Annotated in this window: 24 protein-coding genes; 5 read left to right on the forward strand and 19 right to left on the reverse strand. The window is 40.7% G+C overall.

Annotated elements, in window-relative coordinates; all coding sequences use genetic code 11:
* Window positions 1-41: 41 nt before the first annotated feature.
* The 8 genes from fliR to ACKWCF_RS13840 all read right to left on the reverse strand — a co-directional run bounded on the left by fliR (window position 42) and on the right by ACKWCF_RS13840 (window position 5643).
* Window positions 42-827 (reverse strand): flagellar biosynthetic protein FliR, encoded by a 786-nt coding sequence (gene fliR, locus ACKWCF_RS13805; protein WP_409478183.1) that lies wholly within the window; start codon window positions 825-827, stop codon window positions 42-44.
* A complete protein-coding gene (fliQ, locus tag ACKWCF_RS13810) occupies window positions 827-1102 on the reverse strand; it encodes a flagellar biosynthesis protein FliQ (RefSeq protein WP_409478184.1) in 276 nt (91 codons plus the stop codon). Before fliQ ends, fliR begins: the two co-directional genes overlap by 1 nt.
* Window positions 1103-1120: 18 nt before the next feature.
* Entirely contained in the window at window positions 1121-1867 is a 747-nt protein-coding gene (gene fliP / locus ACKWCF_RS13815; protein ID WP_409478185.1) for a flagellar type III secretion system pore protein FliP, read from the reverse strand.
* Window positions 1864-2502, reverse strand: a complete 639-nt coding sequence (locus ACKWCF_RS13820; protein ID WP_409478186.1) for a FliO/MopB family protein — start codon at window positions 2500-2502, stop codon at window positions 1864-1866. The genes fliP and ACKWCF_RS13820 overlap by 4 nt, the downstream gene beginning before the upstream one ends.
* Window positions 2499-2864 carry a flagellar motor switch protein FliN gene (fliN, locus tag ACKWCF_RS13825; protein WP_409478187.1) on the reverse strand — a complete coding sequence of 122 codons (366 nt, stop codon included), beginning with the start codon at window positions 2862-2864 and terminating at the stop codon, window positions 2499-2501. The genes ACKWCF_RS13820 and fliN overlap by 4 nt, the downstream gene beginning before the upstream one ends.
* Window positions 2865-2888: 24 nt before the next feature.
* Window positions 2889-3923 (reverse strand): flagellar motor switch protein FliM, encoded by a 1035-nt coding sequence (gene fliM / locus ACKWCF_RS13830; protein ID WP_409478188.1) that lies wholly within the window; start codon window positions 3921-3923, stop codon window positions 2889-2891.
* 26 nt (window positions 3924-3949) lie between these two features.
* Window positions 3950-4519, reverse strand: a complete 570-nt coding sequence (fliL, locus tag ACKWCF_RS13835; protein ID WP_409478189.1) for a flagellar basal body-associated protein FliL — start codon at window positions 4517-4519, stop codon at window positions 3950-3952.
* Window positions 4520-4794: 275 nt separating this feature from the next.
* Window positions 4795-5643 carry an inositol monophosphatase family protein gene (locus ACKWCF_RS13840; protein WP_409478190.1) on the reverse strand — a complete coding sequence of 283 codons (849 nt, stop codon included), beginning with the start codon at window positions 5641-5643 and terminating at the stop codon, window positions 4795-4797.
* A 56-nt stretch (window positions 5644-5699) separates the two neighbouring features.
* Between ACKWCF_RS13840 and ACKWCF_RS13845 the strand changes: the two genes are divergently transcribed.
* Window positions 5700-6401, forward strand: coding sequence for an SPOR domain-containing protein (locus tag ACKWCF_RS13845; RefSeq protein ID WP_409478191.1), 702 nt, complete (start codon window positions 5700-5702; stop codon window positions 6399-6401).
* Window positions 6402-6837: 436 nt separating this feature from the next.
* Here the strand turns inward: ACKWCF_RS13845 and ACKWCF_RS13850 are convergent, their stop codons facing one another.
* Entirely contained in the window at window positions 6838-7404 is a 567-nt protein-coding gene (locus ACKWCF_RS13850) for a hypothetical protein (protein WP_409478192.1), read from the reverse strand.
* Window positions 7401-8696, reverse strand: a complete 1296-nt coding sequence (locus tag ACKWCF_RS13855; RefSeq protein WP_409478193.1) for a hypothetical protein — start codon at window positions 8694-8696, stop codon at window positions 7401-7403. Before ACKWCF_RS13855 ends, ACKWCF_RS13850 begins: the two co-directional genes overlap by 4 nt.
* A 62-nt stretch (window positions 8697-8758) precedes the next feature.
* Here ACKWCF_RS13855 and ACKWCF_RS13860 point away from each other — a divergent pair, with 62 nt between their 5' ends.
* A complete protein-coding gene (locus tag ACKWCF_RS13860) occupies window positions 8759-11056 on the forward strand; it encodes an ATP-dependent helicase (protein ID WP_409478194.1) in 2298 nt (765 codons plus the stop codon).
* A gap of 129 nt (window positions 11057-11185) precedes the next feature.
* Window positions 11186-13651 carry a zinc-dependent metalloprotease gene (locus tag ACKWCF_RS13865; RefSeq protein WP_409478195.1) on the forward strand — a complete coding sequence of 822 codons (2466 nt, stop codon included), beginning with the start codon at window positions 11186-11188 and terminating at the stop codon, window positions 13649-13651.
* On the opposite strand, the gene ACKWCF_RS13870 is transcribed toward ACKWCF_RS13865, so the two are convergent.
* Genes ACKWCF_RS13870 through ACKWCF_RS13880 form a run of 3 tightly spaced genes read right to left on the reverse strand, consistent with a single transcriptional unit; the run spans window position 13623 to window position 17227 of the window.
* Complete coding sequence (locus ACKWCF_RS13870; protein WP_409478196.1) at window positions 13623-14312, reverse strand: isochorismatase family protein; 690 nt, start codon at window positions 14310-14312, stop codon at window positions 13623-13625. The genes ACKWCF_RS13865 and ACKWCF_RS13870 overlap by 29 nt on opposite strands.
* A 53-nt stretch (window positions 14313-14365) precedes the next feature.
* Window positions 14366-15595: a KamA family radical SAM protein gene (locus ACKWCF_RS13875; RefSeq protein ID WP_409478197.1), complete on the reverse strand. Its 1230-nt coding sequence runs from the start codon at window positions 15593-15595 to the stop codon at window positions 14366-14368.
* 15 nt (window positions 15596-15610) lie between these two features.
* A complete protein-coding gene (locus ACKWCF_RS13880) occupies window positions 15611-17227 on the reverse strand; it encodes an esterase/lipase family protein (protein ID WP_409478198.1) in 1617 nt (538 codons plus the stop codon).
* 231 nt (window positions 17228-17458) lie between these two features.
* On the opposite strand from ACKWCF_RS13880, the gene ACKWCF_RS13885 reads away from it, so the two are divergent.
* Window positions 17459-18886 carry a hypothetical protein gene (locus ACKWCF_RS13885; protein ID WP_409478199.1) on the forward strand — a complete coding sequence of 476 codons (1428 nt, stop codon included), beginning with the start codon at window positions 17459-17461 and terminating at the stop codon, window positions 18884-18886.
* Between the two features lie 79 nt (window positions 18887-18965).
* Here the strand turns inward: ACKWCF_RS13885 and ACKWCF_RS13890 are convergent, their stop codons facing one another.
* The 5 genes from ACKWCF_RS13890 to ACKWCF_RS13910 form a co-directional block, all read right to left on the reverse strand.
* Window positions 18966-19574, reverse strand: coding sequence for a phospholipid scramblase-related protein (locus ACKWCF_RS13890; RefSeq protein WP_409478200.1), 609 nt, complete (start codon window positions 19572-19574; stop codon window positions 18966-18968).
* Window positions 19575-19719: 145 nt separating this feature from the next.
* Window positions 19720-21126: a hypothetical protein gene (locus tag ACKWCF_RS13895; protein WP_409478201.1), complete on the reverse strand. Its 1407-nt coding sequence runs from the start codon at window positions 21124-21126 to the stop codon at window positions 19720-19722.
* A 14-nt stretch (window positions 21127-21140) separates the two neighbouring features.
* Window positions 21141-21701 (reverse strand): GroES family chaperonin, encoded by a 561-nt coding sequence (locus tag ACKWCF_RS13900; protein WP_409478202.1) that lies wholly within the window; start codon window positions 21699-21701, stop codon window positions 21141-21143.
* Window positions 21694-21963: a DUF507 family protein gene (locus tag ACKWCF_RS13905; protein ID WP_409478203.1), complete on the reverse strand. Its 270-nt coding sequence runs from the start codon at window positions 21961-21963 to the stop codon at window positions 21694-21696. The genes ACKWCF_RS13900 and ACKWCF_RS13905 overlap by 8 nt, the downstream gene beginning before the upstream one ends.
* A complete protein-coding gene (locus tag ACKWCF_RS13910) occupies window positions 21960-22238 on the reverse strand; it encodes a DUF507 family protein (RefSeq protein WP_409478204.1) in 279 nt (92 codons plus the stop codon). Before ACKWCF_RS13910 ends, ACKWCF_RS13905 begins: the two co-directional genes overlap by 4 nt.
* 11 nt (window positions 22239-22249) lie before the next feature.
* Between ACKWCF_RS13910 and ACKWCF_RS13915 the strand changes: the two genes are divergently transcribed.
* Window positions 22250-24517 carry a transglycosylase domain-containing protein gene (locus ACKWCF_RS13915; RefSeq protein WP_409478205.1) on the forward strand — a complete coding sequence of 756 codons (2268 nt, stop codon included), beginning with the start codon at window positions 22250-22252 and terminating at the stop codon, window positions 24515-24517.
* Window positions 24518-24524: 7 nt separating this feature from the next.
* Here the strand turns inward: ACKWCF_RS13915 and ACKWCF_RS13920 are convergent, their stop codons facing one another.
* On the reverse strand, window positions 24525-25475 hold the full coding sequence (locus tag ACKWCF_RS13920) for an MBL fold metallo-hydrolase (protein WP_409478206.1): 951 nt from the start codon (window positions 25473-25475) through the stop codon (window positions 24525-24527).
* Window positions 25476-25482: the final 7 nt, after the last annotated feature.

The following is a 25482-nucleotide window of genomic DNA, read 5'->3' on the forward strand; positions in this document are numbered from 1 at the left end:
TAGAATCACTGGTTGGGTTCGGCATCCCTGCCGAACACTTTTTAAAGCATCTTTATAAATTTAAATAACTCACCCGTTGAAACATCTAACAACCCATTAAGTTGTAAAATCATCAACGGTAAACTAATAAATAAAATTGCCATGCCCAGTAAGATCGTTACTGGAGCTGCCGTCATTAACACGTTAATTTGTGGAACCGCACGGCTTAGGATTCCCACACCCACTTGCACAACCAGCATCGAGATCATCACTGGAGCTGCAATCTTAATTCCGAAAATAAAAAATTCTTGAGCGTATTTCGCTACTTCAAAGTAACCTACAGCTTTGATCGAAGTTGTGGCTAATGTTACAGTTTCAAAACTGCTAGTTAAACCTTGGATCATGTAATGGTGCCCGTTCAAACCCATATAAAGTAATGTGGCTAAAGCTACAAAAAATTGCTCCATCACATTACCCATATTACCCATCATGGGGTTAAAGATTTGCGCCTGGCCTAAACCCATCGAAACTGAAATAAGCTCACCCGCCATACCGATCGCAAAGAAAAATACGCGTGTGGCAAAGCCTAACGAAATACCCACAAAAGCTTCTTTTAAAGCCAAAGTGATTAGCGAATCTTGTAATTCGTTTAATTGAACCAGCACCGTGTTGTTCGCAACAGTATTAAACACAGTCATCGTTAAAACTAATGAAAGTAAAACTTTTAACGGCACAGAGATTGTTTGAGAGTTCAAAATCGCAGCCGTAAAAACAAAGCCCGACATACGGAGCAAAATAAGTCCGAATGCGACCAATTGAATTTCATTCAGCTGCGATACTGAAAACATTAACGATCCCTCACAATAGTGGCCATATTTTCAAAAAGGTTAACCGTGTAATTTTTCATTACATCCATCATCCACGGACCGGCCAAAACTAGTACTATAGCAATGACAACCATCTTAGGAACAAAGGTCAGCGTATTTTCATTAATTTGCGTTAAAGCCTGAAAAATACTGATAACTAGACCAATGACGAGTGTGCTTAATAACAATGGCGCAGATAACATAGCCATTGTTTTCAAAGCATCCTGTCCTAATTGTAAAATAATATCTTCACCCATTGTTTTATCCTTTTAAAATTAACCGAAACTACGAACCATCGAACCGATTAATAAAGTCCAACCGTCAACCATCACGAATAACATGATCTTAAACGGAAGCGCGATCACAGCCGGTGGAACCATCATCATACCCATCGACATCAATACCGATGCCGCTAAGATATCAATAATTAAGAACGGTAAGAAAATAATAAAACCGATCATAAAAGCTGTTTTAAGTTCAGAGATAATAAACGCTGGGATTAAAACTAAAGTTGGAACATCCGCACGAGTCTTAGGTTGTTCAACTTTAGAAAGTTTTAAAAATAAAGCTAAGTCTTGATCACGCGTTTGCGAAAACATGAAACGACGTAATGGTGTGACCGCATTTTCAAAAGCCTGATCCTGAGTGATCGTATTCGCCATATAAGGCTGTAAAGCTTTTTGATTAATTTCAGTGATCGCCGGATTCATCACGAAAAATGTGATGAATAAACTTAAACCCACTAACAATTGATTTGGTGGCAACTGCTGCACACCCATCGCTTGGCGTAAGAAAGATAAAACGATCAAGATGCGGGTAAAGCCCGTCATCATGATTAAAATCGCCGGCGCCAAAGTTAAAACCGTCATCACAAGCACTAGCTTGATGGCGTTTACAACTTCACCGGGATTTTGTGTCGTCTTAAATCCTAAGTTCACCGTAGGAAGAGTCACTTGCGCGAACGCAAATGTTCCTACCAACAGAGAAAGTAAGAATGCAACGATTGATAATCGTTTAATCATTGAAAATTCCTCATGGATTTAAGTTTTTGCGAAACATTTGTTTTAATTCCGGCAAAAGAAAAGTCATCTTCTACTTCACCGGCTAATTCAGTAATTTCTTTGCTTTGAACGATTTGTTCACCGCCACCAGCAGCCATTGTATCGGCAAAGCTTTGTGAAGGTAATTCAGCAGGTACTTCATCATCGATTAACGCTAATGACTTGATCATTGAAATATTTTGATCAGTCACACCGATTAGGATTGATTCGCCAGCTACACGGATAATTGCTAACGATTTTTTCGCCCCTAAATGATGTTGCGTTAAAACTTTGATCTGCATGTTGGATTTGTTGATTTTATTAGAGAAAGCGTACTTTCTAGCTAAGAAAAAACCAGCACCACCCATACCTACTAAGACAAATAAAGTTAAAAATAACTTACCAGTTTGTGATGTTTGCTCCTGACCTGTCGTGGCTTTTTCAAGCTTTAACGGAATTTCATTTTCAGGCGTTGATTTAGTGATTGCCGGAGCTAAAGCTTGCGCTTCAGTACCTGCAGTCGCTGTCGCCGCATTCACTTCGTCAGCTGCTTGCGCAAAGCTTGCGAAAACTACTGATAAAACAACCAATACCGGTAAAATTATTTTTTGCATCATTTTAATTGCTCGATTCTTTCTGTCGGGCTGATGATATCCGTTAAACGAACACCGAATTTTTCATTCACCACCACGGCTTCACCGCGGGCGATTAGTTTTTCATTTACCAGAACTTCCATCGGTTCACCGGCTAATTTCATAAGCTCGATCACTGAACCTTGAGTTAAGTTAAGTAGTTCGCTCACCGGCATTTTTGTGCGGCCAAGCTCTACTGTAACTTTTAATGGAATATCTAAAATTAAATTTAGATTTCTGTCTTTTGTTGCATTACCAGCAGATGAACCGCCGCCAGCAGCGCTTCCGCCACCTAGCTCTTGTTCTTCAAGCTGTTCTAGGACCTTGTCCATTGGATCGTTACTCATGATGTTTTTTCCTCCGTGTTAAGTTTATTTCTCAATTTGTCTTGTGACTTGCACAGCCACTGTTCCGTGGTGAATTCCATAGTAGCCTTTGAATTTCTTCACTTCTTCTACCTGAATATCTAATTCACCCGATGAATCTTGAGTTAACGGGATTACATCCCCTACTTTTAAATCCATCATGTCTTTTAATTGAATTTGTGTTTCACCAAGATTTACTTTGATGTCGACAACTGTATCTAATAATTGTTCTTTGATAATCGCTGTCCAAAGTTTTTTATCTGTTTGATCCGACTCAACTTGGAAACCCGTAGATAACTTTTGTTTGATCGGCTCAATCGTTGCGTACGGAATAACGATTGAAACTGTTCCGTTGATGTTTTCTAACTCAACGTCAAAAGTTGATGCGATAACCACATCTGTCGGAGGCACGATACCCACGAACTGTGGATTGATCTCGGTACGTTGGAACGAACAACCGATCACTTCGATTGTTGACCAAGCCTGCTCAAGATCGCCAATCGCAAGCTCAACAACCTTTTTCACGATCTGTAATTCAATCGGCGTGAACTCTTTACCGTCTAATTTAGAATAAGGACGGTCAGAACCACCGAAGAACGAATCGACCAGCGCGTAAGCTAATTTTGCTTCGATCACGAATAATGCAGATCCACGTAAGTTATTAAAACGCAAGACGCTCATGCACGTTGGAATCGGGAGGGTGTTGATGAACTCACCGAATTTAATAAACTCTGTTGATGTTAATGTGATTGAAGCAATTTTTCTTAAAGCTGAAGATAATGATACACGAAACGCACGCATGAATTTCTCGTAGATAACTTCTAATTGCGGAAGTCTTCCACGAATAATTCTATCTTGCGATGTTAAGTCATAGGCGATAACATTTTTGTCTTTTGGTCCTGCAGAAGCCGTGCTGCCACCGCCGCCGCCACCTGAACCGCCAGAACTACTAGAAGATCCTGAGTCAGATGAGCCAACATCACCGTCAGAAACTGCGGCTAACAGGGCATCTACTTCACTTTGCGATAGAATTTGATTCATACCGTGTCTCTCCTAAAACCAATAAATTAGTTGTAAATAATTTCTGTGAAGAACACGTTGGTAATCTTACCTTTTGATAAGAACGTGTTGATATTGTCTTTAATTTCATTTCTTAAGAAGTCTTTACCGTCTTTCGTTGATACTTCTTCGTAAGACTTGCTTGATAAGATAATAATAATGAAATCGCGGATTTGCGCTTTACGCGTATCAATTTCAGCGATGATATTTCCGTCGCCTTCTTTATTACCTTTAACTTCTAATTCCATATTCACTTTTAAAACTTTACGGCCTTTAGAGCCTGCTAAGTTCACAACGAACGTTTCAAGAGGAATAACTTTACCGATTTCAGATTCTTTGATGGCGTCTTCTTTTAATTTAGTTTTTTCTTCACCAGCCACAACGTGATCAATTGTTGGTTTTTCAGCTTCGATCTTACGGCCTTTCCAAACCATGAAACCCACCGCTAAAACCACTAACATATTCACAACCACCAGGCCGATTAAGACCATAGGCTTTTGTCCAGACTTTTTGGCTGCATCGCCGGCTTGTGCTGCTTCTGTCTTTACTGCTTTTTCTTCAGCCACGTTTTCCTCCATGAAAACTTCTTTTACCAATATCATGACAAAGCAACGCCAATGCCAAATCGACCTTTGTCGAATGACAAAGCGACACCACGGATGAAAGTCCAGACAGAACGACATACCGTCAAAATAATTACATTTGAGTGTTTAAATATAGATGACCCAACTAAAGTCTCGGCAAAAAAGATCCAAAACAATGGCGGAGTCCAGCCAGAATTTTGACAAAACTCTGACGGCAGGAAGCCGTCAGAAAGGCCAGGCAGGAAGCCGAACCAGCGCAGCGGCCAAAATTATTTTGAAATAATCGGTTGGATTTCTTTTTGAAATTTACGGACGATGGTCTCGTTACCGGCGATCGAAGATTTCTTAAACGGATCGTAGTTTTCACCTTCGTAAGTGATAATGATGCCACCTGCTTCTTTAACAAGAAGTAATCCGGCAGCTGAATCCCACGGTTTCAGATTTTTTTCCCAGTAAAGATCAAAAACTCCTGCGGCAATCAGTGCTAAATCGTAAGCGGCAGCACCTGGTCTACGCACGGCTTGGGCTTTCCACACAACGTCTTCAAAAATTTTTAATTGTTCGGATAAAACTTCGCGTTTTTCATTCACAAAACCGGTGGCCATAAAAGCTTGTTCGAAGTTTTCAGTTTTAGAAACAGACAGCTTTTCACGTGTGCCATCGGGCTGAATACACCATGCCCCTTGGCCACGAATGGAAGTGAAAGTCTGATTCAACATCGGCATATCGATAATGCCCACTTCGATTTCACCATTTACTTCCAAGGCTAATGAAATACAAAAAATGGGGAACTTATGAACAAAGTTTGTTGTTCCATCTAAAGGATCTAAAATCCAACGTGGGCGCGATGATGCTGTGAATTGTTCTTTGCCTTCAAGGTAAGCTGTTTCTTCGCCTAAGAAGTCAAAATCGGGAAATGATTTGGCCAACATCCCCTTAATGAGCGCTTCGCTCTCGCGATCGGCTTCACTGACAAGCCCTGCGGCTTTATCTTTCTCTTCGACGTTGTTTATTTTACCAAAATACCCCAATAAACAGGCTCTTCCGGCCAATACAGCCTTCATAGCTTCGTTATAGATTTCATTTGATCGTACCGAGTCAAAACTAGACTTTCCCATAGATTCCGCCTGTTGATAAGATGTAAGCTATACCCAAAATTGACAGGAAGCAATTTATGACAATGAATACAAATCGCATTATCGAGTTAGCCTTAGTTTTCTTTATCTCGTTATTCTCGTTCTCCATCGGAACATTCGTAGGTAAGAAATATTCAGATAACCAACACCGTCTTGCGTTACTTGAGCCAAACAAAAAAACTGAAGAGCGCCAAACGATTGAAAATGCAGCGCACACTGAAGGTGCCGCTACAACGACAGCTTCTGAAGGCGAAATCACTGATGCTGACGTAGCAAAAATGGCTGAAGAGTTTTCAGCTGAAGGTGAAGAAACTCACGGTGAAACAACTGCGGCAACAACGGGTCACGGCGAAGCGGCAACTGTAGCTGAGCACGGCACAAAAACAATTAAGACAATTAAACCAGAAGTTAAAGATGTCAAAGAAGTGACATTAGCAGAAGCTGATGGTGAAACACCTGAAAGAGAAGTTGCTAGTATCCCGGCTAAAGCTAAAACAATGGCGACATACACAGTTCAAGTGGGTTCATACCCTTCTGAAGCTGAAGCTAACAAAATGACTGAGTCATTAGTTGCTCGCGGTTATAAGGCTAACGCTGTACCAGCAAATGTAAATGGTAAAACAATGTACCGCGTGCAAGTCGGTTTATTTAATAACTTAAACGAAGCGCAAGAATACAAAAAAGAGTTAATGGAGAAAAACCGTTTAACTTCAGCTTTCGTACAAAAAGTTGCAAAATAATTTCTGATCTTAAAAATTTAGAAATGCGAATGAAGAGCCTGCACTGTCAGGCTCTTTTTTTTGACATAGCGGACAGACCTAACAGCTTTGTGTCCGTGTGCTACCGTTCACACAAGGATTTTAAATCCCCTGTCCATAGGGTGCCACCGTCACAGGACAATGGTCTTGATTACAAATCAAGAAGATCTAGGAACAAACGTGCAACAAGCTAGATCTCTAAATACTTCGAATTACTATAATGACCACAAGGATCATCAAAAATAATCTTAGGACTTCTTTAGAAATACTAAGCAGGCGTCGATAACGTAAATAATTGGATTTACGCATGCTTGCCTCCTTTCCGGATCTACTAAATCCGAAAGCTGGATGTCAGGCATCACAAAAAGCTGTTAGGTTATCCACTTAACAGCTTTTTCATTTTTTATACCCAGAAATTTTAATAATCGAAATTCACACCAAGTTTTACAGTGCTGACTGAAACTGCATTAGGTTCGTAGGCTTTTGATTGCATGTAACGTGTATCAAGCCCCACGATAAAATAATCTAAGCGAAATAAAACTAAACCACCTAAGCCCAACACTTGTTCTGAATCAGACGTATCAGTTTGTGATTGGCCGTTTAATGATGTTTCAACTTCTGCTTTTGTTTGGCCGACCACTCCAAAAATTAATAATTCAAGATTTGTATTCGGCGTTACGTTTTGAAATTCCATTTTAGCTAAACTAAATCCAGCTAAGAAATTCCACTCTTTCATTTGCGTTTTTACGCCTAACGAAGTGCTGCCCGTATTGTCTTGTGAACTGTTGTGTTCAATTCCCAGCAACAAACTTTGATACATGTAGTTTACAGAGTAATGCGAATACCCACGAAGATCGATGCTTTGATCAGAGCCTTCTTCGTAGCGAAATTGAAAACCCGGCGCATAAATTTGAATTTCATGCTGGGCTTGTGCAGAGACTGCAGAAACCAAAAGACTTAACAAAATAAAAAAACGAATCATCATGGAGCCACCACTTTATAAGAATCTACGTTTTCTTCTTTTTCGCAAGTGTATTTTGCAGCGATAACGTCTTCTTTTTGCAGTGGTGAATTTAGATACTGAATAATAAGCTCACATTGTTCTTGTGATTGGCGACCGGCATCGGCCTCAGCAACGGCTTTAAACAATGACTGAGTCGAAAGACGTTCTGACTTATTTAAAGCCAAAGCATCATGGCCAAGATGTTCGATAAAGCGAATAACAAACTGGCTTACAGCTTTTTTAGCATCAGCACGCATTAAGCCTTCGTTTTTCATTTTCACTGTGACAAGTTCTTTTAAAAAACGCGCATACGGCGTCCCCACATCGTAAACGAAATTTGATAGAGCCTGTGATGGATCATCAGCAATACTGCGCGCTTCAACAACGGCTGTTTCGATATCCTGATCAGTTTTATACATCACCTGTGCAGGCTTATTTAAACTACGCTTTTTAACATGAGCTGGCAACGACCACTTAATAAAATCCGGATCATCTGTATAAGCCCAACCCCAGAAGTCGGCTAAACCTTCGTTGATACCACGTAAGTAAGTCTCATTAAACAGTTCAACTTCAGATAAATTTCCGGCCGCGATTTTTTTATGTTTGCCCCAGCCTTCTAAACTATGCACATTTTCATCCGATAAACGCTGTGAGATTGTCACGTGCTTTTTGCTTAATGGCCCTAAAACTTTGCTATAAAAGATCGAATGAAAAAATTCATGCGCGATAATTCCGGCGTTCACAGAAATCGGCATTTCGCGATCTGTGTACGGAACAAAGATCATCGCCTTTGAACGGCCATCATAAAAAGCATTGTTCGCCTGAACAGATTCGTCGCCTTTAATCTTCGTATTTAAGCCAATTTGAAATGGACCTTTTACCGTAATTCCTAAATCCTGTGCCCAAGTCATTAAGCTTTGCATGTGATAATAAAGCGTGGCCATTTGTAAAGATAAAGCATCTTTAGCGATATAAGTTTCGTTTTTAGTTCTAGCAAAATAAGCGATCGGTGAACCACCCGATAAGCGGCCTTCAACTAAACCCGGAGCATAGAAAAACTGGGCGTACTTTCCGCGCACTTCACGTAAATTCGAAACATCTTTAAGAGTGACCGTTTTTAAGAGGTATTCACTATTGCCGTTTGAGACCTCAGATAGAGGAATTTGCACCGCTAAATCGCCATTAGCCGTTTGCTCGTTCGGAGCTGGTTTACAGCCCGTAAAAGCAAGAAGGAATGCACCTAAAAAAAGCATAGAAATACGAGAGAAATTCATTGCGTCAAATATAGGGTATTTTGTCGAAATTCTCAATTTTCAGGGGTATGACTTAACCCCGAATGACCGTCGTTGAAAACCTTACACGAAATTTGAACCCAACTCAAAAAAAAGCTGTCGAAACTTTAGACGGTCCTTTGCTGATCCTAGCCGGAGCCGGTTCTGGTAAGACCCGAGTACTCACCCATCGCATGGCCAATTTGATCGGCCAAGGCATCTGCGCCCCTGAAGAAATCCTCTGTGTGACCTTTACCAATAAGGCTGCCCAAGAGATGGAACACCGTATTTACAACCTTCTTTCTGATATCGGTGTACCCGTTACCCGCGATCTTTGGATCAGCACTTTTCATAGTTTTTGTGTGCGTATTTTACGTCGCCATGTCGACATGCTTGATTACAAAAAGCCGTTCACAATTTACGATTCTTCAGATCAGTTAGCGCAAATTAAAAAAGTGATGCAGGCGTTAAACATTAACGACAAAATGTTTCCACCAAAAAGCTTCCAACACCGCATCAGCAATTCTAAAATGTTAGGCTTAGCGCCTGAAAATATGCGTAACGGTTCTAAAACCGTAATCGATCAAAAAACATTAGAAGTTTACACCAGATACGAAGAGGAAATGAAGCGCGCTAACGCTTTAGACTTCGATGATTTGTTATTAAAAACTCATGAACTTTTTAAGATGTATCCTGGGCTACTTGAAGAGTATCAAAAAACATTCCGCTACATCATGGTGGATGAGTATCAGGATACGAATCGTATTCAATACTTACTGGTTCAGCAGTTAGCTTCAGCTCATAAAAACTTATGCGTTGTAGGTGATGAAGATCAATCAATCTACTCTTGGCGTGGAGCTGATATCAGCAACATCTTAGACTTTGAAAAAGATTTTCCGAATGCGACTGTCGTAAAGTTAGAAGAAAACTACCGCTCATCTGCAAACATTGTTAAAGCAGCGACAAAAGTCATTGCTAACAACACTGAACGTAAAGATAAAACATTATTCACTAATAACGAACCTGGCGAATTAATTCATGTGCGCGAAGAGCGTAATGAATACGATGAAGCCAGATACGTGGCTAAGTCGATCGAAGAATTAATGAACGTCGGCGAAAGTTTAAATAACTTTGCGATCTTTTACCGAACGAATGCCCAATCACGTGTTCTGGAAGAACAATTGCGTACGCTGATGATTCCTTACCGTCTTATCGGTGGTATTCGTTTCTATGAACGTGCCGAAGTAAAAGATTTAATTGCGTACTTACGCATGGCCATTAACTTTAAAGACGATATCGCGGTTAAACGTATTATCAACGTTCCGGCCCGCGGTATTGGTAAAACAACGGTTGAACAAGTGGATGAAATTTCGGCCCGTGAGAAAATTTCATTCTTTGAAGCCATTCAAAAAGCGATCGATACTAAAGTTTTTAACGCTGGTACGACTGGCAAACTTCGCCGCTTCTTAGAATTGGCTGAAGGTTTAATTTCGCAAAAAGATAGCTTTAAGCTTTCTGAATTCTATTCGATCGTTTTAGACCGCACTGAATATGTGACCACCCTAAAAAAAGAAGATACGACTGAGGCTGAAGCCCGCATTAACAACTTAGAAGAGTTAGACAATGCCATCGTACAGTTCGAAAAAGAACGCGGCGATGAAGCTACACTTTCAAACTACTTAGAGGAAATGACGTTAGCCTCTGATCAAGACCAAGTGGATCAAAATATAAATGCTGTAACGATGATGACCCTACATATCTCTAAAGGTTTAGAGTATCCGTATGTGTTTATCGTAGGTTGCGAAGAAAGTTTATTTCCGTCTATTCGTGGTGGTGCTGACGAAATCGAAAATCACGATCTTGAAGAAGAACGCCGCTTAGCTTACGTAGGCATGACCCGCGCGCGCAAAAAACTTTGGATGACTCACGCAAAAATTCGTCGCGTGTGGGGCCAAGAGCAAATGAATCCTATTTCTCGTTTTATTAGTGAAATTCCGAAAGAATTACTTCAGAAGACTTCGGCTGTGACAGCGTTTGGTGTGAATAACTTCGCCTCTCGCTACGGCCAACGTAATAACGATTCTGAGTACGGAAGTTTTGGCCAAACGAACAGCTGGGGCAGCAAAAAACAAAGCTCTTACGACGATCATCAAAGCTTTCCTGATTACGATGAGTATTCGCAGGCAGCGTCATCGTCTTCAGGCGGTTACGCTAAGGGTATGAAGGTTCGCCACCCGACATTTGGGGCTGGGTCGATCTTTGCCACAGAAGGTTCTGGCGATAATTTAAAAATTAGCGTGTTATTTCAAGATAATACGATCAAGAAGTTTGTGGCTAAGTACGCCCGTTTAGAACGCCTATAACATCTTTTTAACAGCCCACAATTACGGCAATTATTAATAACTTTTGTTTATGATAAATTGCCGTAATTTGCATTGAATATCCCTCACAAGTTAGGTACCTCTTAGCCCAATCTTGAGGGGAATATACCTATGAAGTTACAATTAACTTTAGCCTTAATTTCTGTTCTAGCATTTGGCGCTTGCGCGAAAAAAACAAACGACGCTGTTGTTGAAAAAATCGAACAAGTAGAACTATCACACAAGCTTTCAGCGAAAATCGTTCCGAGCCAGTGGGCCGAGCACATGACTCCTTCTTCAAAAGAAGTGAAAACTACGGTGACGTTCAATAAAGAACAAATCTTTAACCGTGATTTTCTTTACGGCGCTGATCTTCAACATTCAACGATCTACGATGCTGATTCAATGTTGTATAACCAAGTTTATTCAATGGGGCATGAAATCGCTTTCTTCCGTAAAGTGGGCGACCGTTTACAACTTGTAGCCGACCAATCATGGAAGTTTGAATCTGATGTGAATAAACCTGAGCGTTTAATTAATGAATTTCAAATCATTGGCGAATCGCTACAAACAATCACCGTTGAAATCAACAAACCATCTCCGGTCTTACGCCAGATGTTTTGGGGCGAACAAGCTGATGTAACACGTACTTCTTGGTTGCGTTCAGTTCAATTTGATCCGAATGGTAACTACTTACTTATGGAATCTTCGATTGAAACTTTAAAAGGTGAAATCGTTGAGCACATGGAAAGTTTATTTCCGCGCGATAACTTAGTTTCAAGCAAAAACCAACCGCTATGGCTATCTGAAACTGAAAGCTTAGCTCAACGTTTTGAATTCTTAGCGTGGTTTCCAGTATTTCGCCAAACTGACGATGGCCGGGTAGCAGCGCCTGCTGCTTTCAAATTTGATATTGCAAAAAATAAATCTGTTAAATGGTATGTAACTGCTAACGTACCAGACGATGTTTTATTAGACGTGCAAAACTCTGTTGAAGGCTGGAACCGCTACTTCCAAAAAATGTGGGGTTCAAACGGTTTAGAATTTGCTGGCCGTTTACCAGAAGGTGTTAAACTGGGCGATCCACGTTACAGCGTTATCGTTTGGGATAACGTGCAAGATGGTGATGCCGCTTACGAATCACAAGCTGTTGATCCGTTAACAGGTATTCAATCTCACTCAAACATCTACATTCCGTTTTCTTGGTTAAAAACTGCTACAGAGTATTGGACAGATGCTCAGTTCGCTGAAAAACAAGATAAAGCGTCTGACAAAGTAGCGGCCCAACAAAAATGGTTATCTTCAAAAACGTTTATGGGTTCACCGTTACGCTTTGGTTGCTTCCGCGATTTATCTAAAATCGTTTTATACGGCCAACAAAAATCTGAAGACGATTTAAAAAAATTAGCACGTGAAGTGTTAAAAGCCGTGATCATGCACGAAGTGGGTCACGGTCTTGGTATGGATCACAACTTCAAGGGCTCATTAATCAATGAAAACGGCAACTTCACTTCAAGTATTATGGATTACAACCATTACAACTTAGAAATGAGCCTTTTTGATAACGTAGATACGGCGACAGGCCCGTTATTAGAGTACGACCGCCAATTCTTAGATGCTTTATACAATAATGGCGAAACACTTGAAGATAGCCCGGTGTTACCTTCTTGTAACGACCAAGAATCTGACAATACTGAAGGTGGCGTTGATCCAACGTGCAGCCGATATGATGCAGGCACTAATCCGTACAACTGGATGTTAGACACAATTCAATTAATTGAAAAACCGTCTTATAAATTAGGTTTATTTAAAAGTTTAACTGAAGGCTTAGCTGATGTTTTTGCTGGATTAGATAAAACTAAAGAAGTTTCTTTAAAAGAAGACTACGAAGCCGCTCGCGATGATTTCTTCACTCGTGAATCAGCGTTATTTGATTTCTATGCTTTTGCTGGCGCTCATAGCTTACGTTATTCAACAACGATTAACTTAAAAACGTTAAAAAACTTAAGCCCCGGTATTTTAGAAAACACAGCGTTTAACGAAGCAAACTTACGCGGCCAAGTGCTTTCAAGCTTAGAGTATATCTTTACAAACCAAGCTATTCCGCAAGCTCCGCTAGCGCAATTAATCGCGAACGAGACAGCATTTACAAACTGGGCGCAAACGACGAAATACTTCGAGGGTTTAGATTCAAATGCACAAGTTGCTTTATTAAACGAGATCACTGAAAAACAAGCTGAAGTGGTTAAGCACATTCAAGAAGTGACATTTACTAAAGTTCGCCAAAGAGTGGCTGCTAACTTAAGCCATGATCAAGCGAATGCTTATTACTTCTCTAGTGAGGCTAATTTAGATGTTGAAGCAAACGTGATCGACTTACTAAAAAAAGTAGCGATGACTAAATCACAAGGTGAATTTGTTCGCTCAATCGCCGAAAGAAAAGCTGCGATCACAAGTTTTATGACTTTCCGTGCGGCTAATATCGCAGATGCTTCTCAAGCTGAAGAAATCTCGACTGTTTTAAAAGCTGAGCTTAAACAGGCTAAAACTTCTCAAGAGCGCACCGATCTTAGAGCGTTACTTGCGATGATTTATTAGAATCTTCGCGGTCAAAATCACGATACTCACGCGCTTTTTCTTTGAGAAAGCGCATTTGTCTAAAGTATTCCTGCATAATTGTTCTTAATGAGTGCCCATGTCCGCGGGCCCAATCACGCTGTAATTCACAAGCTAAGGCTAATGCGGTAATAGGTACCGCACCCGCTTGGATCATGCGTTCGACAGCTATTTCATGTGTTTCTTTTGTGACTCCGCCGATCGCATCAATCACCGGATAAACTTCATACCCGTCTTTCAAAGCATCCAATGTCGGGTAAGCCACGCACACTTCTGTCCACAGCCCTGCCATGACGATTTTTTTTCGGCCCGTTCTTGCGATAGCGCTAATGAAATTTTCATCTTCCCAGGAATTTAAAGTGGTACGATCAATTTCAATTGTGGGCGGAAGGGCATCGACTAAGTCTTTGTGAGTTCCGGAATTTACTCCAAGCTGAACACCGACAGTTGAAAGCACAAAAGGTACATTAAAAGCTTTCACGATCTTTCCAAGGGTTACGACATTTAAAAGTAATTCACCCGCATTTCTTGAAGTGACCCCACGAAATTGTTCCGGTTGGTAATCAATAAAAGCAAAGACTGAATTTTCTGGAGTTAAAAGATGATCTTTTTTAGCGTTGCGAATCGAAGTAACTAGCGCCATGCATGGCCCCTTTCCATGAGGCAAGATGACCCATTTGCCTCTCGTAGTAAGGATTATGCAAAAGGTGGTGCATTCTTTTTAGAGGCTTTTACTTCTTCCCATTCAGGAAGATACAATTCTGCATCAATGGGCTTAATGATTTGATCAGCGCTTGGATTTTTATAAACAGACTGAACGCCGTCCCAACCGGTGAAGGTGCGCTCTGCCTCAGAAACTGAAGTTTCAAACTTTGGAACGTAGTAAGCTTTACCGCCGCCATCGGGAATATCGACAGACAAGTTCGGCATCGCTAAACCTGATAAATGACCCCAGAGTTCTTTTTGAATCTCTAAAGAATCATCAATTGAGGTACGCAAGTGATCAGTCCCAATCGAAGGATCACACTGGAACATGTAATAAGGTTTTGCGCGCAAGAATAAAAGTCTACGTGATAAAGCCTGAACGATGGCTGGATGATTATTAACACCGTTTAACAACACCATTTGATTCATCACCGGAATGCCGTGATCAACAAACATTTCTACCGCTTGCGCTGATTCCGCGGTTAATTCACGCGGGTGATTAAAATGCGTCATTAAAAAAACTGGCTTATGCTTACGTAAAATTTTAACTAAGTTTTCTGTCACACGCATTGGCGCCACTACTGGCATACGTGTGCCGATACGGATAATTTCGATATGTTCGATTTTACGTAAATCAGAGAGGACTCGTTCTAATTGCTGATCTGAAACTGTTAACGGGTCACCTCCCGATAAAATAATTTCGCGCAGACCTTTAGTATTGCGGAAATATTCGAGCGCTTGTTCGTATTCAGAGTTTTTAATAAACGCCTGATCGCTTCCGGTAAAATGTTTGCGCGTGCAGTAACGGCAATACACCGAACAAATATCCGTAATTAAAAATAAAGCGCGGTCAGAATAACGATGCACCACACGGGCTACAGGATTATTGGCATTTTTTCTTTCGCCTAACGGATCAAGCTGGGCTTGAAACTTATCTGAAAGTTCTGCCGCATGTGGCATAAGAATTCTTCGGATGGGATCTTGTTCTAAAGTCTTATGGGCTAAGCTTGCGTAGTACGGCGTCGCGCGAATATTAAATACTTGTTTGGCTTCCTGCGATTGGTTCGCCGCAAAAGCTGTCGTTTCGTTTTCTGATAATGTGAAATGCGTTTGAAAATCAGTTAATGATTTCATCGACTGGCGCAGTTGCCAGGTCCAATCCATCCAATCAGATGGGCTAACATGTTCAGGTTTAGGGGCTGAATCAAACTTGATCTTCACCCCCCAAGATATAGCTTAATCTAGCTGCAAATCCAAGAACGTTGTGTAGGTTGGCTGAAGCGGGATAACCAATTTACGCTTTTTAAGCCCCGGAATGTTAATAACCATTTGTAGAGGGTACTTTTTATTCACGTCAAATGACGACGGTGCCGTCGAGATCGGCTGAACTGTACCCGTTAATTGAATCTGTAGTTTGTTTTTATCGGCCGAGTAATTGATGATACGCGAACCCCATTCATTCAAACGGCCAATACGAACTTCGTAATTAAGAAGCGAGTTCTTAATTAGACCGTCTTTTTTAGCGTCCTTCAGATGTTTTTTATTATCATTACCGTAATAGTAATCGACCTGCAGATAGTTCATTAAAGTTTTGCTATCTAACATATCTTTAGGTGGCACAAAGTTTTTAGGTAATTCTAAATCTAAACCTAAATTGAAAGTGCGCATTTCATTACGAAGCATTTCATTGGTTTCTAAACTTAGCGTAGACTTCGCCACTTCTAAACGTTTAACGATATCTGTGTAACGATCCATACGGCACGCCACTTTCGGATCTTCACAGTTGGCTAAATGTTTAAAGACATACAAATACGTCGGATGTTTACATTGACCTGGGTCAATACATTCCTCAGGAACAGAAGCAATCGCATAAGCAGGATAACCACTGGCTTTCGCGTGCACACCTTCAACTAAGATGTACTTAGGATCTGTTTTAAAGAAACGTGAATAATCAAAATCTTCGACAGTTAAATTATGTTTTTTCTCGAGTTCCATATAACGAGTTAGCGCATCTGAGTAATAGTAAAATCCAAGACGCGCGCTGGATACATTCACTGCTTGGTCAGATTCCCAACGCGTTCCCACATTTAAACGGTAGTCAAAAACTTTAACCACTTTCTTTTTTAAGTCGTTAATAAATTTTAAGAACTTGCTCTTTTTCTCCATCTCTTCGCCTTTAGAGGCTGGTACCACACCAGAGATGTTTAACATTCTTGGATCATAATAAATATTCACGTAATTCTTTTGCGCCATTCTGCTGAAGTAACCGTAAATCTTTTCAGAAGCGGCGGTAAGATCGGTGATCTCTTGCTCGCCATATTTCATTTTATCAAAGATGAAATCCTGAATATCTGCATTAGGAATAAATTTTTTAAGTAAAAACGTTGTACGTGATCCCCAAAATGGAGAACCTAATGTGACAAAGCCATTCACTCTTTCCATGTAAGCGCGCTGTTTTAAATCAACGCCGTCTAAAGCTTTTAAATACCAAATGTAGCCGACAAGGCCACCTTGCGAATGCGTCACTAAGCTAATTTTATCGCCGTCGTTTAAAACTGGGATTTCTTTAACTAAATAGTTTTCAAATTCACTGACAAAACGCTCGATTTCAGCCGTTTTTTCACCTGTCGAATACTTAAAATTTCGCAAAGAAATGTCGTAGCTTTGATTTACGGCATATAAATGCTCTTCTAAAGCTGGTAAAACGCCTTCAAAAGAATCTGGAGAACCCGCTATACCGTGAATAGTAATAATATAATGTTTCGGTTTTACACTGGCAGGGCCACGAAACGCATTGAATGTCTCACAAGATGCCAATACTAAAACGCCGAGTAACAATAAATAATACTTCATATAGTTATCATCGTGATCTTGGTATCCAGACTTTAGGTTGACACAGTCACTGTGTGCCTTTTTTCGGTCAATCAGATAAGTTTGACAGTCGTCTCAGAGTGAAACGAAAAAAAAATGGCCGATTTCCCTCTGATTTTCATCACTTACACCCTCTGACTCACTCTAAGACATGGTGCCAGGTTCGCAATTATGAACATTGTCAGAATTTAAGTTTTTTTAAACGGAGGACATATGAAACAACAACAAGCCCCAAAATGGTTATTAACAACTGCCTTATTAGCGGTTCTTGGTGCTAACTACAGTTTTCAAGCGAACTCATTATCTTTAAATAATGAGAACGGATTATTTGAAATGTCTTCTGAAACTTCAAGCGGCCGCGGCTCTTCAAGAGGAGACGGTAAAGCTGAAGCTGCCCCAACGCCAACGACAACTTCTCAAAAACCACCAGCTTCTGCCACGGTAACAGCCTCTGCAACGGCAACCGTATCAGCTGCTGCTGAAACAAAACCATTACCACAATCTGGTAGCGATAAAACTGGTAAAACTGTTGAATTAAAACGCGAAGGCCAAGTTTTAGCGACGGGCACATGCGCTGATGGTTCATGCAAATCTGTTGTTTTAGAAATGGCTGCTTTAGAAAAATTCGCAGCTAACTTAGCTTCTGCTGTTAAATCTTCTGTTTCTGCAACAACAACTGTAGCTACGACTCCGGTTTTAGCTAAAGCTGATAAAGAAGAAAGCGAATATGACTGTGATTTCACTGAAGACGGTAAAGCAGAAACTCGCGCTCAAAAACGTGACCGTTTACGTTGTGAAAAACAAGAAAAAGAAAGATCTAAACGCGAAGACCGTATCGCTAAATTCGAAGATAAAATGGAATCAGTAAAAGACCGTTGTGAAGTGACTTCTTCTGAGTCAAAACTTGAATGTTTAACTCGTGAATTCAACAACGCTTTAACTCGCTACTCTGGCCGTAACGCAATCCCAGTAAATATCGTACAACGTTACTTCAAAAACGTAGTTGGTGGCGAATTAAGTAAAATGTTATTCAACAATGAAGTAGACCAAGCAACAGCGATGAGCTTATTACAAGATGTGTTTGACGGTTTCCCTGCTGAATACGCCGGTATCCGCCAAAATATCTTAACAGCTATCCAAACCGAAACTAAAACTCGCGCTGCTGCGATTAACCAACAGTACAAATTAGCTGACTCTTACGCTAAACAAAACAAACCACAAGAGTACTTACAAACTATGGGCGAAGCGCAAGCGGCTCAAGCTGAATTAACTCAAATGGCTGATGTTTACTCGGCGGCAGCTAGAACTTCTGACTCTTTCGGTGAAGATGTAAGCTTTGCTAAGTTCTACCAACAAAACTACTTACCAGCGATGCGCCAAATCTTCACATCAATGGGTGCAGCAACTGCAGCGGTAGAAACAGCTAAAGAAAAAACTGAAGGTACTAGCACAACTCGCCAAAACACTCGCGGTAGCACAACTGGTTCAACACCAGGTACTCGCGGTGCTGCAACAACTGAAACGAAAGTAAACGGCCAACCTTCTCAATGGGAATTCTTAAACTCTTCAGCAGGTGGCGTACGCGTAGGTACTCCTTCGGGCACTTCACGCGGTAACACGCGCGGCGGCCGCTCGATGTAATAGAAGGTGCCAGGCCTTTTTTAATACACTTAAAATTGAAATGACGAAGCCAGGTGATGAACCTGGCTTTTTTTTATTTTTAATTCGCTTTACGCTCGAAGTATTGAAGATCTGTAAAAACACTGCAGACTAGAATAATAAGACGTTCGTTTTCAGATAAATTGGCATTTTTAAATTCAATATTGAAGTTATCCGTGTCCATAAAGATCTCTTTAAGGGCACCTGACCATTTTTTCTGAATTAACGCCGCCATATGGCCTTGGCGATCGAAGAACGGAAATGTCCAAAACTGAAAGAAGCCTGAGCGCATTTCATAGATCACATCACCCTGTTGGTTATGCACATCGAATTTCTTTTTTAAGATACCAAAACGCTGTTTTACATAACCAATTGTTACGCCTTGTTGATTTACGATTTCAAATTCTTGAAAGATCCAACGAAACGGATGTTTTGAAACAAGGATTTGCTGTCTTTGCGCATCAAAAAAATGAAGTTCAAACGAACGCCAATGACCTAATAACTGCCGAAGCAAGATACCTAAAAAACCTTTTTGCTGTTCAGCCGCAAAACCGATCACATTTTTTTGGTTATCGTAGATTTCGTATTTATTTCTAGTTTCAAAACCGAAAAGTTCGGCTAATTCGCGTCTTTGTTTGACGAAGATTTGTGTGTGATTTGAAAGAATCATTGATTTTTAACCCCTAAAAACAAAAATCCGGCGGGAGTTTCCCCCCGCCGGCCCTGCTCAGCCTACATCACCAGCTGTAGTACACATTCTGTGTTCAAGTTGTCATCCTAAGCTGTCGTACATGCTGTCATCACGTTGTAATTTCTTAAAAGGTGATGGCGGCCTTAGTAGTTAATCCAAAGTTGGTCTTATTGTCGAAGCCGTTAACGCCACCTTCCCAAGCGGCACCGGGCATTAACACTCCTAAACCAGTTGACCAAGTCACGCGTTCACGTGGTTTGTAAACTAGTTCTAAGTCTAATTCTAGGCCTAGATCTTTTTTCATGTCTACAAATTTCTTCGCATTCATTAATTGCGCGTAAATTATTGTTCCTTTTAGATCAATTTTTTCGTCATAAGCGTATTTCACTGAAGGCGCTAAGAACATCGCGTTTGTAATCGCTTCGTCGTCTGCAGAATTTTGTAACGATAAACCACTAGCTGCATCGTTTGCGTGGATCGGAGAAGTTCCTAAGATATCGCCTGAACCTAAACGGTGGTTAAATAATAAAATACCCACGTCATAGTTACGATCTAAGATGTAACCTTCGTAAGTACCTTGTGTGTCAGGGTTATCACCGCTGACAACACCGGCTTTACCGCTCCATTCCCATGAACTGTCGCCAGCCGGGAATACACCTTCAGCCACAACTGCATAAGAATCTAATTTGATATTTTCAGCCGCTACTGTTTGAACGCCTGTATCACCAGTTAAGAAGCTGGCTTCTAATTTAAATTCAAACGCTGACCATTTTCTTTCTAAGTAAATGTTCACTGTTTGTGTTTTCATGCCAGAAACACGAGCCGAACCACTTGGTAGTTCTGTCGGCGCGTAATCATTGTACGCAGGACCTGCTGAACGTGTTTGGTGGAATAAACCAGCACGAGCACCAGCGTCTGTGTTGTTGTAATCAATAATGTAGATTTGATCATTCATCACACCGCCGCCGAAATCGTCTTGCGAAACACGAGCGATCATTGGTGCAAAAGATAAGTTATCCACAACAAAACGGTAAGAAAGAACTTCTTTTGTATCCATCCAGTGGTCGAATTGGCCTTTACCCGCATTGTGAGTAATACCTAAACCGAACTCAACCGGAGCACGACCCACTAATAACGAACCGTATTCATGATTTACGTTTAAGTACAATTGGCTTACGCGAAGTGTAGATGCGTTTTGGTTTTGTGAAGTCGCGTTTGTACCATTAGCACCAGCAGATCCATCATTTAAGCCTTGGCCAATGATCGAACCTAATTGTGAATTTTGGTACGCCGGCAATTCATTACTCATGACATCAAAACGGCTCACGATATTAATACCGTCAGAACCGATGATACGTGGTTGTAAGTATAAGAAATTTAGCGCGTAGTTTTTGCTTTGTTTGCTCGCTGCTAAAGAAGGACGATCAATACTTTTGTACTCAACGCGGTAACCGCCTGTCCAATCAATCGAAATAGCTGCCGCTGTTTGTGATAACAATAAAACAGCTGTGAATAGTTGTGTTAATTTCATCGGTGGTTCCCCTCTTATTTCGTTACACCAAGAATGTCGCTCTCGTGCACGATATGTAAATCTTCATTATTGTATTTAACTTTGGTGCTTGAATATTCGTTGAATAAAACAACGTCACCGATTTTTACATCTAGTAATTTATGATGGCCTTTTTTCGTGTAAGTGCCATGACCCGCAGCTAGAACTTCACCTTTTAAGTAACCTGAAGTCGAAGACACAGAGTCTGGTAAAATTAATCCACCAGGAGTTACACGCTCAGTTTGCGTTAAACGAATCACTAAACGATCTCCTAACGGAGTGATCGCTTTTGTGTAGTCGATTTTCGCTACTGGTTTTGCAGGTTGCACTTTTGGTGCAGCTGCTTTAACCGGAGCTGATTTTTTTACTGGTTTTGCTTTAACAGATTTTTTTGCAACAGCTTTAACTGTTTTTTTAGCTGTAGCTTTCTTCGCTGCAGGCTTTGCTGTTTTCTTTACGGCTTTCTTAGCCGGAACTGCTTTCTTCTTCGCAGGCTTTGCTGGCTTCGCAGTTTTTTTCGCTGCTTTAACTTTCTTTTTAGCTGTCACTTTACCCACGACGGTTTTTCTCCTCTTCATAATATTTCTTGTACAAAATTTCCCATTCAGAGGTACCTTCCATGACACCGCGTTTTAAAGACGCTACTTTTTCACGGGCTTTAGTATCGATTTCCATATCTTCTTTAACAAAAGCAATAATCGCTTTTTTGGCGGCCTTTAACGCTTCATCATCATCAGAAAAATCGACGATATCATCGCCCCAAACTTTATCTGTGATAACGTGCGCCCAATGGCTTTGGCGGTCTTCGGATAAAATCATAAGATCACCTTCTTCTCTTTTGCTAATTTGGTTTTAAGTAATTGGAACATCTTGCCGCGTTGAAATTCTTGGCCTTGTTGTTCCATTTGATCCATCAACCCATGGACTTCTTTTTCTAAATCAAGTTCAGCCTGCAACTCTTCGTTGATGGCGTCTTTCATGGCTTGAAGAACTTGTTTTTCTTCAACCTTTAACGTGATTAGATTTTGCGATTTCCATTGAGCTAAGATTTTTTCAGACAGTCTTTGTATTTGACTTGCAGTAAGCTTCATCATTTTAATTACTTATGTCCTTTTCAAAGTTATTAAAGACCAGTTTTTTTATTCTTACAAGCGCAATATCTCTAAGCGTCAGCGCCGCTGATGTTGCACCAAAAGATGCTCCTCTAAGCCTTCAAGAAGAATTCGAGAACAAGCTCTCTTCGCAAGCTATTTTACGCTCAACAAAGTACTATGCCAGAGGGCTTTCTTACAAAATTAACCAAAAATTCAATGCAGAAGCTGTAAAGAAGAGCTTTTTAGACAAAGGTTACCGCGAAAGACAGGAAGATCAGGCTATTTTAGCTGGAGATTTCATCACTCTAAAGGCTCAAGCTTGCAGCAATATGTTTGGTATTTCTCTGATGCAGGATTCCACATGTTTTCATTGGAAGAACGAATCTAATACCGATGCCTATGTCGTTGTGGTGTATCAGAACGCTATTCAGCAGATTTTCAAAGCCGACCCAACACGCATTGTGACCGCGGGTCAAACCGATCCTGTCATGGTGGCGCAATTTCGTAACAACGAACCGATTATGCAAGAAGAGATGAAATTAGCTGATTATCCGGTTCAATGTTTGAATGCGGTGATCGCTATTGAAGATAATGATTTCTTAGATCATTCGGGCGTAAGCATTTCAGGTCTTGCGCGTGCTGCGGTAAAAAATATTATTTCACTTCGCAAAGCGCAAGGTGGCTCAACGATCACTCAACAGTTAGTGAAAAATTATTTTTTAACTCCGGAGAAAACTTTCTCGCGTAAAGCTAAAGAACTTTACATGGCGGTCAAGCTTGAATCGAAGTGGAGTAAAGACGAAATCCTACAAACTTACTTAAACGTGATCTACATGGGCCAAAGCGGAGCGTTTCAAGTGCGCGGCTTTGGTGCTGCCAGCCATTATTACTTTAATAAACCCGTAGCCCAGTTAAATCTTTCAGAATGCGCTTTATTAGCAGCGATCGTGAATAATCCAGGCTTAAACAACCCGTGGAAAAAAACTGAAAAAGCAAAAGCACGCAGACAATTAGTTCTTTCAAAAATGAAAGAGTTAAAATTGATTTCTGATGATGAATTTAAAAAAGCCAATGGCTATCAAATGCCAGCACCGACTGTGGCAAAAGCAACTGAAACAGCGCCCTATTACTTTGAAGCGGTCAGAGTGCAAGCCGCTGACTTAGGAATTCCCGTTGAAGGTTCAACGTTTTACACAAGTCTTGACCTAACGATTCAAGAAGTAGCGCAAAAATCTTTGCAAGCTGGAATTAAAAACTTAACTGAGACAAAAAAATCTTTAACGAAGAAAAAAGAAAAAGGTTTAGAACTTCAAGGCGTTGTGCTTGCGGCTGATAACCAATCAGGATTTGTGACAGCATTCGTAGGTGGACAAAACTTTCGCCACTCACAATTTAACCGTGCGCTTCACGCCAAACGCCAAGTAGGTTCGTTAATTAAGCCTTTTGTGTACCTATCAGGTTTACAATACGGCTTAACCGATGAGTCTAATGTCACACCAACGACAGTGCTGAACGATCAACCGTTTGAATGGAAGTTTGATAATAACAAAAAAACCTGGAAGCCAGAAAACTACGATAAAAAATTTCGTGGCGAAGTTCCTTTTTTCTATGCTTTAAAAGAAAGTTTAAATTCACCAACAGCCCAAATCGCTCACCAAGTAGGAATCGAAAAAGTGATCGACCTGTCACACAGCTTGGGATTACTTTCAACGATGACACCGCTACCTGCGACATCACTGGGTGCAAGCCAACATACTCCACTTGAAGTTTTACAAGCGTATTCAAATTTTTCACGCTTTGGTGAACAGATTAAATTATCGTTTATCGAAAAAGCTTTAGATGATTCTGGCAAAGTCATTTTTGAATCAACGGCGAACTTTGAACCAAAACCGGAGGCCAAATCAGATAAAACTAAAACAGCGGTTTTAGTTGGAATGATGAAAGAAACTATGCACTCAGGAACGGCTAAGTACGTACAAGCTTCAGGTTACAAAAAACCTTCTGCCGGAAAAACCGGAACAACTTCAGACGGAAAAGACGCTTGGTTTGCTGGTTTTACGCCAAATACGACAGCGGTCATCTGGCTTGGGTTTGATCAAAGCTTAGCGACAGCCCTAACTGGTGGTGGCGCAGCCGTGCCCATCTGGACAAACTTTATGAAACAAGTCACTGAATCTGATTCAGATAACGATTTCGTTTGGCCAGATACGGTTGAAATCAAAGAAGTTGAATCTTCGTTAGATAAAAATCAAAAAATTAATTTAGTTTTTGAAAAGTAATTACTGATTAAAGCTCTATCTCTTGGGTCTCGTAGGCAAAATCCCAAACAGTCGTTTTGCTGGCGGCGTGTTTTTCGAAGGCAGCGCGAGCTCTTTCTTTGATGTTCTGAATATCCTTAAGACTAGCAGAAGGGTCATAGTGAGCCATGTATACTTGTTTAATAGCAAAATTCCCACAAAGATTAAAAGCTCTTTCAAAAGTTCCATGTCCCCAACCTTTTTTGTGGTCCATCTCTTCTTCAACGTACTGGGCATCGATATACATTAAATCTAAATTTTGGTAAAGCCCTGCATCCTGCCCTAATTGTTCAGCGGTCGTGCGAGTCGCTTCAGTATCAACCGCGTGACCGTAAGCTTTACCATCGTGTTCAATGCGAAAACCATAACAAGGATCTGGATGATCAAGCAAGTAAGGTGTGACCGCAAAGCCGTTGATGTAACGTTTTTCGTAAGGAGAAAGTTTAATAAATTGAATGTTCGCTTTTAAATCTTCGTAGCCGACGGGAAAGATTGGCTTTTGAAAAAGATCGCGCACAATTTTTTCACACTCAGGCTGAACGCAGTAATATTTTACAGTGCAGCCCGGAATAAAATGCGGCGCAAAGAACGGCAACCCAAGAATATGATCAAAGTGAAAGTGCGTAATTAAAATGTGATATTCTTTTTGTGCGAAACGGTTTTTTGCTAAAGTGTCGCTTAAATATTTGATACCGCTACCGCCATCGATAATCAGCATCTGTTCATCGTCGCTTGACTTAACTTGCACGCAAGTTGTCGCAACACCATAACCGCTCACATCAACTAGATTTTTTTCAGAAAGAAATTTATCGATATCAACAGGTGTCTTGTAACCTTTATCCAAAAACTCACGCATCAAAAGAGCAAACTGCTCTTTTGCTTCTGTGGGACTAGAACTGCTCGGCAGTGATCCGCGCACTCCCCAAAATTTGACCTTCATGAGTTGA

Origin of the sequence: Pseudobdellovibrio sp. HCB154 (genome assembly GCF_046267985.1) — a bacterium.
Lineage (GTDB): Bacteria > Bdellovibrionota > Bdellovibrionia > Bdellovibrionales > Bdellovibrionaceae > Pseudobdellovibrio.

Coding starts and splice junctions, on each gene's coding strand:
- fliR (WP_409478183.1), bottom strand. CDS start 827: ATGTTTTCAGTATCGCAGCTGAATGAAATTCAATTGGTCGCATTCGGA.
- fliQ (WP_409478184.1), bottom strand. CDS start 1,102: ATGGGTGAAGATATTATTTTACAATTAGGACAGGATGCTTTGAAAACA.
- fliP (WP_409478185.1), bottom strand. CDS start 1,867: ATGATTAAACGATTATCAATCGTTGCATTCTTACTTTCTCTGTTGGTA.
- ACKWCF_RS13820 (WP_409478186.1), bottom strand. CDS start 2,502: ATGATGCAAAAAATAATTTTACCGGTATTGGTTGTTTTATCAGTAGTT.
- fliN (WP_409478187.1), bottom strand. CDS start 2,864: ATGAGTAACGATCCAATGGACAAGGTCCTAGAACAGCTTGAAGAACAA.
- fliM (WP_409478188.1), bottom strand. CDS start 3,923: ATGAATCAAATTCTATCGCAAAGTGAAGTAGATGCCCTGTTAGCCGCA.
- fliL (WP_409478189.1), bottom strand. CDS start 4,519: ATGGAGGAAAACGTGGCTGAAGAAAAAGCAGTAAAGACAGAAGCAGCA.
- ACKWCF_RS13840 (WP_409478190.1), bottom strand. CDS start 5,643: ATGGGAAAGTCTAGTTTTGACTCGGTACGATCAAATGAAATCTATAAC.
- ACKWCF_RS13845 (WP_409478191.1), top strand. CDS start 5,700: ATGACAATGAATACAAATCGCATTATCGAGTTAGCCTTAGTTTTCTTT.
- ACKWCF_RS13850 (WP_409478192.1), bottom strand. CDS start 7,404: ATGATGATTCGTTTTTTTATTTTGTTAAGTCTTTTGGTTTCTGCAGTC.
- ACKWCF_RS13855 (WP_409478193.1), bottom strand. CDS start 8,696: ATGAATTTCTCTCGTATTTCTATGCTTTTTTTAGGTGCATTCCTTCTT.
- ACKWCF_RS13860 (WP_409478194.1), top strand. CDS start 8,759: ATGACCGTCGTTGAAAACCTTACACGAAATTTGAACCCAACTCAAAAA.
- ACKWCF_RS13865 (WP_409478195.1), top strand. CDS start 11,186: ATGAAGTTACAATTAACTTTAGCCTTAATTTCTGTTCTAGCATTTGGC.
- ACKWCF_RS13870 (WP_409478196.1), bottom strand. CDS start 14,312: ATGGCGCTAGTTACTTCGATTCGCAACGCTAAAAAAGATCATCTTTTA.
- ACKWCF_RS13880 (WP_409478198.1), bottom strand. CDS start 17,227: ATGAAGTATTATTTATTGTTACTCGGCGTTTTAGTATTGGCATCTTGT.
- ACKWCF_RS13885 (WP_409478199.1), top strand. CDS start 17,459: ATGAAACAACAACAAGCCCCAAAATGGTTATTAACAACTGCCTTATTA.
- ACKWCF_RS13890 (WP_409478200.1), bottom strand. CDS start 19,574: ATGATTCTTTCAAATCACACACAAATCTTCGTCAAACAAAGACGCGAA.
- ACKWCF_RS13895 (WP_409478201.1), bottom strand. CDS start 21,126: ATGAAATTAACACAACTATTCACAGCTGTTTTATTGTTATCACAAACA.
- ACKWCF_RS13905 (WP_409478203.1), bottom strand. CDS start 21,963: ATGATTTTATCCGAAGACCGCCAAAGCCATTGGGCGCACGTTATCACA.
- ACKWCF_RS13910 (WP_409478204.1), bottom strand. CDS start 22,238: ATGATGAAGCTTACTGCAAGTCAAATACAAAGACTGTCTGAAAAAATC.
- ACKWCF_RS13915 (WP_409478205.1), top strand. CDS start 22,250: ATGTCCTTTTCAAAGTTATTAAAGACCAGTTTTTTTATTCTTACAAGC.
- ACKWCF_RS13920 (WP_409478206.1), bottom strand. CDS start 25,475: ATGAAGGTCAAATTTTGGGGAGTGCGCGGATCACTGCCGAGCAGTTCT.